Annotated in this window: 9 protein-coding genes and 1 pseudogene; 2 read left to right on the plus strand and 8 right to left on the minus strand. The window is 39.7% G+C overall.

All coding sequences use genetic code 11. The annotated features are described in order from the left end of the window. Positions 1-347: 347 nt before the first annotated feature. The 5 genes from LVD47_RS01155 to LVD47_RS01175 form a co-directional block, all read right to left on the minus strand. Entirely contained in the window at positions 348-2,369 is a 2,022-nt protein-coding gene (locus LVD47_RS01155; RefSeq protein ID WP_236973679.1) for a pyrroloquinoline quinone-dependent dehydrogenase, read from the minus strand. 534 nt (positions 2,370-2,903) lie between these two features. Beyond that, positions 2,904-4,265, minus strand: coding sequence for a DegT/DnrJ/EryC1/StrS family aminotransferase (locus LVD47_RS01160; RefSeq protein ID WP_236973680.1), 1,362 nt, complete (start codon positions 4,263-4,265; stop codon positions 2,904-2,906). A 17-nt stretch (positions 4,266-4,282) separates the two neighbouring features. Beyond that, positions 4,283-6,034: an amidohydrolase family protein gene (locus LVD47_RS01165; RefSeq protein ID WP_236973681.1), complete on the minus strand. Its 1,752-nt coding sequence runs from the start codon at positions 6,032-6,034 to the stop codon at positions 4,283-4,285. Between the two features lie 29 nt (positions 6,035-6,063). Next, positions 6,064-7,218, minus strand: coding sequence for a right-handed parallel beta-helix repeat-containing protein (locus tag LVD47_RS01170; protein WP_236973682.1), 1,155 nt, complete (start codon positions 7,216-7,218; stop codon positions 6,064-6,066). 383 nt (positions 7,219-7,601) lie between these two features. After that, positions 7,602-8,861 carry a sialidase family protein gene (locus LVD47_RS01175; RefSeq protein WP_236973683.1) on the minus strand — a complete coding sequence of 420 codons (1,260 nt, stop codon included), beginning with the start codon at positions 8,859-8,861 and terminating at the stop codon, positions 7,602-7,604. 480 nt (positions 8,862-9,341) lie between these two features. Between LVD47_RS01175 and LVD47_RS01180 the strand changes: the two are divergent. Next, positions 9,342-9,599, plus strand: a pseudogene (locus tag LVD47_RS01180) (transposase); the annotation flags it as partial. Next, positions 9,600-9,785, plus strand: a complete 186-nt coding sequence (locus LVD47_RS01185; RefSeq protein ID WP_236973684.1) for a hypothetical protein — start codon at positions 9,600-9,602, stop codon at positions 9,783-9,785. 44 nt (positions 9,786-9,829) lie between these two features. Here the strand turns inward: LVD47_RS01185 and LVD47_RS01190 are convergent, their stop codons facing one another. The 3 genes from LVD47_RS01190 to LVD47_RS01200 all read right to left on the minus strand — a co-directional run bounded on the left by LVD47_RS01190 (position 9,830) and on the right by LVD47_RS01200 (position 14,150). Beyond that, entirely contained in the window at positions 9,830-11,011 is a 1,182-nt protein-coding gene (locus tag LVD47_RS01190; protein ID WP_236973685.1) for a sialidase family protein, read from the minus strand. 233 nt (positions 11,012-11,244) lie between these two features. Beyond that, positions 11,245-12,678: a glycoside hydrolase family protein gene (locus tag LVD47_RS01195; protein WP_236973686.1), complete on the minus strand. Its 1,434-nt coding sequence runs from the start codon at positions 12,676-12,678 to the stop codon at positions 11,245-11,247. 11 nt (positions 12,679-12,689) lie between these two features. Then, positions 12,690-14,150 (minus strand): glycoside hydrolase family protein, encoded by a 1,461-nt coding sequence (locus LVD47_RS01200; RefSeq protein ID WP_236973687.1) that lies wholly within the window; start codon positions 14,148-14,150, stop codon positions 12,690-12,692. Positions 14,151-14,162: the final 12 nt, after the last annotated feature.

A 14,162-nucleotide genomic window follows, 5' to 3' on the forward strand; every position in this document is an offset into this window, starting at 1 on the left:
CTTCAGTCAAGCTTTATTTTTTTCTATAAAAATGATATCCATAGGTTCTCTCCGCTTGCAGTGCTTATTTTATTTCTTTCCTTGCCTTTATGAGGTTATTCTATTCATGTTTATTGCAATCAAATAACCAGACAAACTCCTTGTTGAATTCGTCAGAATAAAATTTCGCTGGTAACGTTACCGAATATAGTAAATATTCAAATTATAATAAAATATTTCGATTAAATATTTTATTATACAAAAAACTTCAATTTTTCAATTGAACAATCAAAAGAATTGTATTTGTTTGAATTTTAATTATTTAATTGGTTAGTATGGTATTTGAATTTAGCATTTTCGAATTCAGATTAAGGTAATGCAAAAGCTACAATTGCATCACCTTTAGGAGCATCCGCTTTAGTCCCTCCACATACAATCACTATGTATTGCTTACCATCAATTCTATAAGTGCTTGGTGTGGCAAAACCGGGGTAAGGCAGATCTGTTTCCCAAATTACTTGTCCGGAAGACTTATCAATTGCCCGAAACTTTTTATCTGTGGTAGCTGCTAAGAATATCAAACCATTTTTAGTAACTAGTGGTCCCCCGTAATTGGGTGTGCCGGTATTTTCAATTCCTTTTTCTTTCAATTCCGGGTATTCACCAATTGGTATTTGCCATTTATGAAGCCCTGTATTGAGATCAATTGCAGTCAAAGTTCCCCAGGGAGGTGAAATTCCCGGAAAACCAGCCTTATCTTTGAACCGAGTATACCCATTAAACTTCCACTGAATTGGACCATTTGCCTGTTTTTCAACTGGATGTGTTGAAGGTTCTATCTCTTCGGAAAAAAGAAATCCTAATAATTGGACCATTTCCCTTTCGGTTAGTTGGGGGAACCCCGGCATCATTCCTTTCCCTCTTTGTACTATTGTCCCGACATCTTCCTTTGACAACCGATCCTGTAGATTAATTAGAGAAGGATAACCGCTAGAAGGAATCCCTTTCCTGTCGGGACGATGACAAGATTCGCAGTTGATAGCATACAGGCGTTCACCGAAGCTCATCGAGTTGCTACTTTGAGTGGTAGTATTTTTGCTCAAACTAAAAACACAAGCCATTTCATTGGAATTAATATACATTATACCTTCCGGGTCAATTGCTGCACCGCCCCATTCCGCCCCACCATGGCTCCCCGGTAAAATGAAAGTGGGTTCTTCACTTAGGGGCGTATAAGCTGGCTTATTGGCCTGACGAAAAACTGCGTGTAGTGAATCCCTATCTTGCGAATAAGGATTTATTTCTGATTCAGTTATCACCTGACGGCTAAAGGGTTGGGGTAATTCAGGAACAGGTTGGGTCGGCCAGGCTTCTTCACCGGGAATGGAAGAAGACGGTACTTGAATTTCATTAATTGGAAAAATCGGTTCACCTGTGAGTCGGTTTAATACAAACACATGTCCCGATTTGGTAATTTGAGCAAGAGCTGGAATTTCCTGACCATCTTTACGGACGGAAAACAAGTTAGGTGGAGCCGGTAAATCACGATCCCAAATATCGTGATGAACCACCTGGTAATGCCAAATTCTTTTACCGGTTCGTACGTCCAATGCAATAATACAATTGGCAAATAAATTTTCACCTTTTCGCTCACCACCATAAAAATCGGGTGAAGCAGACCCCGTAGGAATAAACAAGATTTCATTCTTTTCATCAAGGGACATTCCGCTCCAACTATTGGCACCTCCCCCTACAGAATTACTTTTATAGGCGTTTTCGGGCCAGGTTTCGTATCCATACTCACCTGGCCTGGGAATCGTATGAAAAACCCATTCCAGTTCTCCTGTTACCGTATTAAAAGCCTGAATATACCCAGGGGCAGCTCCATTCCCTTCACTAACGACCAAAGGCATAATTATCAAATTGTCAAAAACAGTACCCGGAGTCCTGGATGTAACGAATTTCTCTTTTGAATTCTCTCCCATGCCGGATTTAAGGTGAACCCTGCCATTTTCTCCAAAAGTTGCAATCTTGTTTCCTGTGTAAAAGTCCAATGCATACAACCATTCCCCATAGGCCGTAAAAATTCTTTTATCATCACCATTTTTCCAAAAAGAAATTCCGCGGTTTACTAAAAAAGATTTATCCTCTGATGCTGAAAACTTCCAAATAAATTGGCCTGTAGTCGCATCCAGAGAAATAACCTCATTCGTCGCAGTTGTAGAAAATAAATGCCGGTCAATAATTAATGGATTACATTGCATTTCCCCCTTATCTCCTGTATTGTACTCCCATACCTTCTCCAGCAGGTTTACATTCTCTGCATTGATCTCATCAAGAATGGAATAGTGATTTCGATCCAGGCCTCCAAGATATTCAGCCCAATCCACATCTTGTTCAGTTTTCTTACACGAAGACAGGCAAAGGATGAAAAAGAGTAATAAAATATATAACCTTTGATATTGGTTCAATTGGGTTTGGATTTAAATTTATCAACAAAAACCTAATGTTTTACACAAAAAACAATAGAGACAATCTTCCTCTTACCCCATACGGGCAGGGACATTACAATCAATGCTTCCAATTCTCAACATACTTCGGATGCTGGCGTTTCAGCCTGGACATTTCCACACGGGCTTTCCTATTAATCCCATCCCCAACGGGAACATTTTGCGAAGGGAGTAGATTGCAGTAGCCCTACATTGGATTTCAAAACAACCTTGCCACTGCACCCCTTAAGAGACTTTGGTCGTCGTCGGCCAAAGCCTCTGGCGACAGCTAGCAATCGGAAAGTGTCGAATCAAAGCTGGAAAACATATACAATATTTATTGCTCCAAAATACTAATATAAGTTTTCTTTATGACTTATTGAGCTCTTGATACAAACCACTAAAACATTCAATCTTTACCCTGTCACAGTGCTATTATTTTATCTTCTCCGCATTTTTATATATTTTTTCTATGGCATTGGCAATATTATTCATATCCTCTTTACTTCCCAACAATAAATTTTGCGTAAACCAAACTGCTTCATCACACAATTGATCATTTAGGGGACATTCATTGACTTCAGCATATGAATCGTAATCCAGGCGCTCTGAGGGGTAAAACTTCTTATAGAATTTGGAGTTAAAAGCATTTTCCAGATACGGCATCTTATTCAGCGGTCTATATCCACTTGAGCAAGGAACTCCTTCTGCTCTAAGAGCCTCCAGGAATTTACTTCTCGAAAGCCCTTTAAATTCTTCCTCTTTATATCGGAATGGAAACAGGTGAAAAGCTGCCCGATTTGTTTTGTCGTATAAACGATACGGCAGGATTCCGGGAACATCTTTGATTTTACCTTTGAGAAGTTCTGCATTCTTACTTCGTAATTCAGTTTGATCTTCCAGTCTTTTGAGTTGGGCCAGTCCAATGGCAGCCTGATATTCTGTAATTCTCAGCTTGGTACCGATACGAATTGTTCCTGCACCTACTTCACCGGAAACTGACCCGTATGGATTCCCATAGTTGTGAAAAGAAGTACAACGATCCATAAACTCGTCGTCGTTGCTTACGATAGCCCCTCCTTCCCCCATTGGAAGGTTTTTGGAATTTTGAAAACTGAAACATCCGGCATCACCGATTGTACCCAATTTTTTATTATCGTATTCAGCCAACCAACCCTGGCAAGCATCTTCGATTACCTTGAGTTTATGCTTTTTGGCAATTTTCATAATAGGATCCATATCACAGGGTAAACCCAATATATGAACCGGCAATATAGCCGCCGTATTCGAAGTTATTTTTTCTTCAATTTTTGCGGGATCCATTTGAAAAGTTTCCGGATCTACATCTACAAATACGGGAATAGCTCCATTAAAGAGGATACAAGAAACAGATGCAATGAAGGTGTATGGAGTTACTAGAACTTCATCTCCCCATCCTATTTCATATTGAGCAAGAGCTGCATTTAATGCATTTGTTCCATTGACTACGGTAAGGCACCGTTTCACCCCGAGGGTTTCTGCCCATTTTTCCTCAAATTCCTTGACAACTGCAGCTCTGGACCAAACCCCACTTCGTATAACCTCTATCACGCGCTCTTCATCAATTTGTGGTTTCCATATAGGCCAGTCGGGCCAATCGTGCCCCATGGATGGAGTCCCTCCCAAAATTGCCGGAGTAGAGGATGAATTTTTCCCGATGTTGAATACGTCTCCGGTGATCTGAAGACCTGCAGCTGTTCCTAAACCCGCTACAGAATTGTATTTTACGAAATTTCTTCTAGATATTTTCTTTTTCATCTTTATCTGATTTTTATTTAATTAATGGTAGGTCGAGACTTTGCCGGAAGACGGTTCCAACAAGGTTCAATAACATTTATAGCATTTTGAGTCAGGATTTTCTTTTTAATTTCCAGTGACAAATCGGAGAAAACTACCCATCCCAATTGCGGACGGGGGTCTCTCATAGGAAGGTCTGATCCATAAAGAATTCGATCTGCACCAGCTTCCTCTACAAGATATTCTACTGCACCTAGTGGAACCGTCGTATAGGTTACTTCCGCAAAGACATTGGAATGCTTTTTCATTATTTCAATGGATTTCTCCGCCATGGAAAAGCTATTGCCTGCATGGGCAATAATCCAACGGACATTCGGATATTTCCCAGCAAGCACATCCGTCTCCAAAAGGTCGGATCGTGAATTATGGAGAAGCCCGTAGAAATGGTTTTTGTTTCCGTATTCCCACCATACATCGTAAGACGGATGATGGTACTCGCGCCCGTATAACAAATACGGTTTCATCCCGATAAACCTTGGGTCACTATATACATTCTCAATCATCTTCTTCATCTCACTTTGGGTAAATTGTGTGGGGTCAAATGTTCCCAAACCCCAATACCCTCCAGGAGAGGAGTCCAATGCAGCTTTCGTCGTATGATTTCCGGAACGGGCATCCTGGCTGACAACACCATCCCAACTCATAATTCCTCCTCCAGCATATCCAAGTTTATTGATTAGCGAAAAAACCGCTGAAGGACCTCCATTTTTCATCCTGTAATGCCTTCCTGCACCATGGAGGCCTTCATGAAGAATATGCATATGCATATCAATAATAGGTATAGGAAGCGCTAATCCCCGACGGATGGATTTCATAAGAATGTCTTCATTCCTGTTATTCTTTTCTTTGGGTGGCTTTTGCCCTTGTAAAAGGCGAATGAGATTTCCACTCGCAATTTTTTCCCTTGCAGTTCTTGGAATCTGGGCATAGTCCACATAGGTTCTATGTGCTCCGGCTGACATTGTAGGGGTATTGGATGCAAATACCAATTGGTCAGTCAAACCTTCCTCGTGAAAATATTCCAGTCCTTCATTTATTTGAAAGGTTTCAAAACTGATATGTAGATTGGAGTGTCTTTTTACCAAAGGAATAACATATCGCTGCGCCGCCCAGGAAATATTTTTTAATAAGACCGGGAGTTGGGAGTATTTTTTAAGGAAAATGTCGACATCATTCCATGTTCCTAATTCCCCAAAATTGGGAATAATGGTCAGGATTTTTTGATCACTCAACCAATTAAACAATTCATCACAATGGCTTCCTTTCCAATCCCAGGAATTGGATTTTGGGTGAATCATTACAGCCCTTACATTGTGCTCCTTCATATGTTTTCCCAATTCTTCGGGATTTGGAAATTCACCAGTTATATGAGGCATTACATTCCAAATCGCAAATAAATAAGGATATGGTTCCAGATCTTTGCTCAACCTCAAATTAGAAAAATGGGCGTCATAACTTAATGACATGGTGGAAGCCACCAAGGCACCCGAAATCGAGCAGTAATCCATTTCTTTTATTAAGTCTCCAAGTTTTTTCCTTTCTTTGGAATGTGATACCCTCTGAGGACCAACTTCCGTATAACCATCAAAAAATAGCACCGGGGTTTCACCTTCGGATTCAATTTTATTGTAATAACTTTGAGCAATTCTATCCATAGAAGGTCCTATGGCAGATAATCCCAATCCCAGGGTTGAAAAATGCTTAATAAATTTTCTTCTTTGTATTTCCATTAGACAATTATTGTCATTCCGTTTATAACTTATTTCGCAGCAGTTGGTTCCTTTCCGTAAATATTGTCAAATACAGTGATGTTATCAAAGCCATATGGTCTCACAGCTTCGTCCGTAAGTTGATGCTTAACAAACCAATTTTGGTAAATGTGACTTTCATTTTCCGGTTTTCCACGAATTCCAATTGCAAACTCGGGGGCCCTGAAAGTGTTATTGTATATTTCTATATTGGTACCTGCGATTTGTGTACCATCTTTGCGATCCCTACCTCCATGCATATCAAAGCAATGGCTGAGAGAAGTTCCCATTTCCACATTGTGACGAGCTATATAACTACAACCTATTTTCCCAGTACCGGCAATGGAGTGTCGGTTTTCATCAAAAAGGTTATATTCTATGGTTGAAGAGGCTACATCGTGACTGATTCCATACCCCAACCCATTATATTGACATTTGTGTATCATGTTGTGATGAACCATATGATCTTCTCCCTTTTTCAAACTAATTGCAGCCCGGGAGAATCCGGACAAGTCACAGTTGTCAATTTCTACCTTCGGAAAATGACATTCAATGCCTACAGATGTAGGGAATTTGTAATAATATTCATGTCTTTGTCCCCCTGGTCCAAATGATTTGGCATGGTGCTCCAAATACCGTTTGGGGTTAGGTCCTTCTATCCTGAATCCTGAAATTCTCACATTAGGTCCTTGGGGGCGTATCATGACAGGCGTTTTTAGGGCATCGCTGGTTAATAGGGCTCCGAGCGAGCCATTGATTCCCCTATCGCTGGCTATAGTTACCCCTTCTGGAATTTCCAATACGAATTGATCGATATAAATATAGGTGGTGAAATCGATGATTGCGTTCCCGGGTACAAATACGATCTGTCCGGATTTCGCCTCTCCCACAGCTTTAATAAACTCATCAAGGTTATTGGCTATAACTGTACCCGTTGATATGGCCTGTTTGTAACCGACTCCTCCTCCCAAAGGTCCCAATCCACCAGGCTTTGCACCATAAATTTTATCCTGAATTTCAATCCAGGTCTGATTTGATTTGGGGCAATATTCTTCTTCCCTTTTTGTAAGAAAAGTTAAAGAATTATAGGGGCTAAAGGCCATAAAAGCTGCTGTTGACAAACTACTTTGGATAAATTTCCGACGATCTTTTTTACGAACTGTCATAAACTAATTAGTATTTGTGAATTGCTAATCCAACCCCTATTATATCAATATAAAGTTTAAAATCTAACAAATTCGGTAACGTTACCGGAATATAGAAAAAAATATTAATTATTCATTGATTTTGAAAAAATAATCGGTCGAATTTATTTGAAATCCAAAATAACCATCACTATTTATTATATAAGATTGACTACAATAGCCCTTGATTCTTAAAGATTTTTCCCTTCACTCCTCTGCCAAATGCATCATATCCAACAGAAGATTACTGTATTGATTCCTGCAGCTTTCCCTGGTGGGGAATTCCCAAAAGAACAACGGATTTATTAGATTGAGTGCTAATTATCAGCCAGAGATATTTATTTTGATGAGGATTTTTGAGTGAATTAAAAGGTAAATAAATGATTCTTACGGTCCCAATGAATTCGTGCAATCCATACACTCCCGTCACTACCATATTTTTCCACACCTTCCGGCTGCATCCACTCTGATACCGTCACCCAGGTCTCATCCGGACTCACATCTACCACACCAAAATTCCCCAGCCGAGCCCCTTTTTCAGGCACAAGCACTCTCTCTGTTTCTCGTAAAACACATAGCTTTTCAGGATCAACACGCGCCATAAACAACGGAGCCCTATGCCTGAAAACGTGATCATTATTCGCTCCTCTACGGGTGTAAACCAAAAACAAACCGTCACTATGGGTCACCCAATGCTGTTGGGTATTATAACTTCCCAATTCTGATCCATCGTCAAATTTCCAGGGCTGGATAGGGGTAAAATTCATACCATCCATACTAGTCGAGACAAATCCTAATTTGTCATTCCGAATTGTCATGTAATACCTGCCGTCGAAATAAGTAATTGATGCCTCGTGTAATCCACGGGTACTATTATCTATCCCTAATTGATTGCCTTGGTCCTTGTACGCCAATGTATTACCATCAAAAGAACATTTTAATACCGTTATATGGGAATTCCTTCCTTTAGGGTACAAGGACACAGGCAAGAGTATATCGCCATCAGGTAAGTCAAATCGTTGAGCACATCCCGCCCCGGAATTAAAAAATTTTTCGACATTAGGCATATCCAGTTTTGACCATTTGCTCCATCCTCCTTTATTTGAGTTATAAATAGAATAAGAAGTATGTCTGGGCCGGGGCATTGTCACTTTCCAGTCTTTTGTATAAACTACTGTGTGACCGATCCCTAATAAGGATTTTGTTTTCTTGTGGTATTTAGGCCAGAAATCACTTGCAGCTATTGGTCTCTCTTCTCCATCAAAAACCTCAAATCGGGGAGCAAGATTGTCTATTTTTTCGACATTCGTCCAGTGTTCTCCCATATCATTAGAATACAATCCAAACATACCCTTGAACACATCACTTCCCTCCAGGTCCAACGTGTTCATAGTCATTACCACTCTTGGGAATGATCCATGTCCCAGATTAGGAACTATACCCGCTCTGGGATGAACCCAACATTTTGTCCCATCAAATAGTCGGGTAGGAATTGTATGGCTTATAGTATACCCTAATTGTCCGGATAATTGGCCAAAAGTGGATGGAATACATAAATACGAAATGCCACCGACAAGTGACTTCCTGAGGAAGGATCTTCTGTCTTTTGTATTGAATAATTGCATATTGTAAGATATAAAAATTTTGTATTTTAAGTGTCAATATTGTCAGAACAGGAATAAATTGATTATAAGATAGTCAGGATTGAAGAGGAAATAAACCAATTGACTCACAAGGTTATAGGATGCGCTATGACTGTACATAATACCCTGGGTAATACCTGCCTAAAAGCAAGGTAAGGGTTTATAGGCTCAATGTGATTCTTGTCAGCCCCGAATGCTTTCTGGGTCTCCTGACAATATCGACAACTCCCGAATCTATAGTATATTTGATGATAATTAGAAGTATAAAACAAGGAATTTAAAGATATTGGTGCATCAGGTCATGAGACACTGATGCCAACCGGAGGAGAAGTGTTATAATTTCTAAATGATTATTGGAAATAATTCAATATCTTCAATATTCCATGGGATACCATTACTCCAGGGATATATTCTTTACAACTTGTACGTTAAAAAACCTGGCTTGCTGTTTTAAAAAATGATTCGTATAAAGGTGTCATAACCAATTCGTTTAACTTCCTGGTTAATGATCATAGTGTAACCATTTATGGTTTTGTAATAATGTCCAATCATATCCACGTACTTTGGCAAATAGAATCATCTAAAGGGTTGTCATCTGTTCAAAATCGATTTCTGAAATTTACGGCTAATCAGTTATTGCAAAAGTTGAGGGAAGACAATGCTGTAGATATCTTTTCATTACTAAAAGCATCCCGGAAGGATCGGGAGTATCAAGTGTGAATGGATCGATCAAAATCATTGGATATTCATTCTGAGAACTTCTTTTATCAAAAATTAGATTATATTCATTACAATCCGGTAAGGGCTGGATATGCGGAATTTCCTGAGCAATATAAATATTTATCGGCTTGTTCTTATTTTGAGGAATGTAATCAATATAAATGGGAATTTTTGACCTTGTTTTGATTTAGGGATATCAGGTCGGGCGACCTGACAAGAACCTGAAAATCCTATTTAATCTCCAAAATAGTACCGGCTATATGCCTGGTTCCGTTTTTTAGGTTATAGTAATAGGTGACCAGTACCTGATTATCGTCAATTACTGTAGCCCAGGGATAGCCAATATCCGATCCTCCCCCATCTGTTCGAAGGATAATCTCTTCGGCTGTTTCGTAATCCGTACATTCAGGATTAAGAATTCGCGCTCTGATGCCATAAGGCTCATGACGATATCCATAGACTAATAATACCCGATTATCCGGTAGCCTTGTTGCCTGAAGCGGGTGTCCCTGAAAGCCCATCTTTTTCCAGGGTCCAAAGGAATTTCCACCATCCGTAGAACGAGCAATACATGCCTGGTCGTCAAGTCCAGCAGTTCTTAGAAAAGCTACTAAATCTCCCTTAGGTGTTTCATAAATGGATGTTTCATTAAACGCAGCTCTTTCATCTGTCGCCACAGGACAAGAATATTTCCACGACATTCCTTTATCTTCGGATATGAGCAAACAAGTAGCCGTCTTGCGAGTATTTTCCGGGTCATCACTTCCCGCCACTACCCAAAATATTCTACCATCCTTACCTTCATACATAGCTCCCCGATTGTAAGCAGGAATTGGATCGCCCATTGGTGTCAACTTCATTTCCTGGGGAACTGTCGGCGGATAATACGGACCTTCCCAGGATTCCCCACCATCTGTAGAACGCAAATAATATCCTCCTAAAAATACCGATCCATGTTTATTTTTAAAAACCGGCTCTTTCAATTTATCCATTCCGGATTCTCGTACAAATGCCCAGCCATAGCTTGCACAAATGAGCGTTCCATCCTTTAGTTGCAAAAGACATGGGTCTTGTGATCCCCCATATGGATGTGCATATAACAATTCCGGTTCCTTTGTCCAGGAATGACCATTGTCCCGGGATCTTACATAGACCAAATAACTATTGGGATCAACATGATTCGTTCCGGGTTCATTAAAAATAGCACGATTAGGAGCCCTTCTGAAGGCAACAATTATTTCGCCATCCTCCTTTTTTACAACGGAAGGAAATGCCGAGTGAAAGTCAGCATTTTCGTAAATTATTATATCTGTTAGTTTTTTGACGCCTATCGATTCCTGACCGAAACTCTTACCTATCGGAATTACGAAAAAAGCAATTAATAACAAGATAAGGCCATTTATATTCTTCAATGTAAAATTGATTTGATTAGATGATTTAAAAATGGCAAATTAACAAATACTGCAATGCATAGCTTATATTTTTTTTCACTTATGATATATTATTTTGCGGTATACACATCCGTTTATACGTAGATCTAGTAACGTAGATATTAAGAAATCATTCTTCAGGTACGAAATACCTTGTAACCAAAAAACATTAGACCTGACAATAATCAGAGAAAAGTATTATTTCTAATAAAACTTTATTCATTAAATTTAAAAGAATATAAATTAGCATCCTTCATGTTTATTTTCAGTTGGATGGTTTTCCCTTCAAGCCTGCTTAGATCCCGATTTCCTCCCCAGCTCAGAACCCTTTTGACCTCATTTCCAATAATTTCCTGGCAGTCTTCCATACCAAAACCTGGTATTTCATTCCCATCTTCATCTAGCAATGCAATTTTTATACTGCCTGCAGCTGATGTAGAATAATTGATTTCTAATTCTTTTCCTTCAAAGGTAAAGGGTTTTGTCAATACCATACCCCCATTATAATCCGCTTCCAAAGAAGCAAAACCATCCAATCGCATGGAATACCGTTTCAAATGAGCGGTAGGTTGAGCATAGTTTTCATTCACATACACTGACATTTCTGTCTCCCCCGTCCGTACGACATTCAGTGCCGGATAATTGGATCGTGAGACCCAGTTTTGAAGGCCAATTCCCGGCTTTATATACGACTCCATAAAAGTTCGGTCATATTGATTGCCTCCTCTACTGGTCATAATAATGGCATCCGAACAATCTTTGAAATATTTGGGATTGACATTCAGCTCTTCGGCCTGTTGATCCGTTAGTACCTGCCGGTTGGGCATAAATCGAGCTCCTATAGCCACATATATTTGCGGTGCCCGAAAATACGGACTCGTTTGCTGAGTATAGAGATGTTCTAAAGGGGTATTGCCAAACTCCATAATGACCGGATCGGTCCAATGTATTAAGTCTTTCGAAGTTGCTCTGCTGACGGATCGGAATCCGTCTCTCAAGGTTCGAAAATAGCAAATATATTGTTGTTCAGATTCAGACCAAAAAGCAACATTCTGTGAATCAAAAGGTCCTTCAGTAATTACCGGATCCGGATGATACCTTTCCCATCGAAACCCATCAGGTGAAGTGTAAATAAATAATCCTCCCTCTCGAATATGGCCACCAATAGCCTTATACTTTTCATTGGGATTAACACCTGGATTCTTATCGATAAAAGGACTAAAATTATGTGTAACCCAATCTTCATTAGCCAATACCACATTATTGTCCCTGTTTCCCGAAATCTCAAATAATCCTAAATTAGGTTTCTTCCAGTGGATCCCATCGATGGATAAGGCGACACAAGTAGTTTCTTCCGCCCCCCCGTGTGCCGAAGCATCGCGCAATCCACGATAATAAGCCCGGTAGTAAACATCATCGTGAATAATTGTCGTATACCCAGAAAAATGGCCTTCCCACTCATTATCAAAAGTCAACACCGGGCCTTCATTTTTAGGCTGATGTAAAACCATCTCCACTTGATCAAGATTCTCAATTATATAGCTATCTAAAAATAATTGACGCTCATGTTTGACATCTATAGTCTGCTGAGCTTTACCCCAATTAAAAGACACAAAAATCAAAAGGAATAAGTAGAATCGGGTTTTCATATTTTGTGTTTTTAATTATTGAACTTTACAGCATATACATTTGCATCCTTTAAATGCATTCTTATTTGAATAGTCTTTCCTGCTAAAACACTAACATCTGTTCCATTATCCCACGCAACGATTCTTGCAATTTCATTTCCAATAATTTCCTGGCAGTCTTCCATACCAAAACCTGGTATTTCATTCCCATCTTCATCTAGCAATGCAATTTTTACACTGCCTGCAGCCGATGTAGAATAATTGATTTCTAATTCTTTTCCTTCAAAGGTAAAGGGTTTTGTCAATACCATACCCCCATTATAACCCGCTTCCAAAGAAGCAAAACCATCCAATCGCATGGAATACCGTTTCAAATGAGCGGTAGGTTGGGCATAGTTTTCATTTACATACACTGACATTTCTGTCTCCCCCGTTCGTACTACATTCAGTGCCGGATAATTGGATCGTGAAACCCAGTTTTGAAGGCCAATTCCCGGCTTTATATACGACTCCATAAAAGTTCGGTCATATTGATTGCCTCCTCTACTGGTCATAATAATGGCATCCGAACAATCTTTGAAATATTTGGGATTGACATTCAGCTCTTCGGCCTGTTGATCCGTTAGTACCTGCCGGTTGGGCATAAATCGAGCTCCTATAGCCACATATATTTGCGGTGCCCGAAAATACGGACTCGTTTGCTGAGTATAGAGATGTTCATAGGGGGTACCTCCAAACTCCATTTTTACTGGATCCGTCCAATTAATAAAATCCTTAGACGTAGTTCTGCTTACAGAACGGAATCCTTTATATTCTGTAAATCCCCCTTCTGTCCAGGTTCGAAAATAGCATATATACTGCTTTTCACTTTCAGACCAAAAAACCACATTTTGGGAATCGAAGACACCATTGGAATAAACGGCTTTTTCTTGTAGTCTATTCCAATGTATACCGTCTGGAGAAGCATAGGCGACCAAACCGCTTTTCTTCGTTCCTCCTAATGCCTTATATTTTTGATCCGGTTTGCAATCGGGATTTTTATCAATAAAAGGACTGAAGTTGTGAGTTACCGGTGCGGCATGAGCCAGTATAACATTGTTATCCTTCGTACCATCTACTTCATAAATTCCCAGATCAGGTTTTGTCCAGTGAGTACCATCAGTCGAGATGGCAATACAAGTGGTTTCCGAATCCCTTCCATCACTCCCGGCATCTCGTACCCCTCGATAATACGCTTTGTAAATCGGTCCGTCTTTCAAAATCGTACAATACGCACTAAAGTTACCTTCCCATGTTTTGTCAAAGGTTAATACCGGACCTTCATTGACCGGGTGATGAAGCCTCAGCTCTACATCATTCAATTCTTCAAGGATGTAATGGTCAAGGAAGAGCTGGCGACGATTTTCAATAGAAATAGGAACTTGTCCAAAGGTTTGAAAATATACCGCCAATAAAAAAAAGCCACATAAAAACGTTTTCAAATTTCCATTCATTTTCATAGTATT

Origin of the sequence: Membranihabitans maritimus, from assembly GCF_021729145.1 — a bacterium.
GTDB classification, from domain to species: Bacteria; Bacteroidota; Bacteroidia; order Chitinophagales; family Saprospiraceae; genus Membranihabitans; species Membranihabitans maritimus.

Coding starts and splice junctions, on each gene's coding strand:
- LVD47_RS01185 (WP_236973684.1), top strand. CDS start 9,600: ATGGATCGATCAAAATCATTGGATATTCATTCTGAGAACTTCTTTTAT.
- LVD47_RS01175 (WP_236973683.1), bottom strand. CDS start 8,861: ATGCAATTATTCAATACAAAAGACAGAAGATCCTTCCTCAGGAAGTCA.
- LVD47_RS01160 (WP_236973680.1), bottom strand. CDS start 4,265: ATGAAAAAGAAAATATCTAGAAGAAATTTCGTAAAATACAATTCTGTA.
- LVD47_RS01165 (WP_236973681.1), bottom strand. CDS start 6,034: ATGGAAATACAAAGAAGAAAATTTATTAAGCATTTTTCAACCCTGGGA.
- LVD47_RS01170 (WP_236973682.1), bottom strand. CDS start 7,218: ATGACAGTTCGTAAAAAAGATCGTCGGAAATTTATCCAAAGTAGTTTG.
- LVD47_RS01200 (WP_236973687.1), bottom strand. CDS start 14,150: ATGAATGGAAATTTGAAAACGTTTTTATGTGGCTTTTTTTTATTGGCG.
- LVD47_RS01195 (WP_236973686.1), bottom strand. CDS start 12,678: ATGAAAACCCGATTCTACTTATTCCTTTTGATTTTTGTGTCTTTTAAT.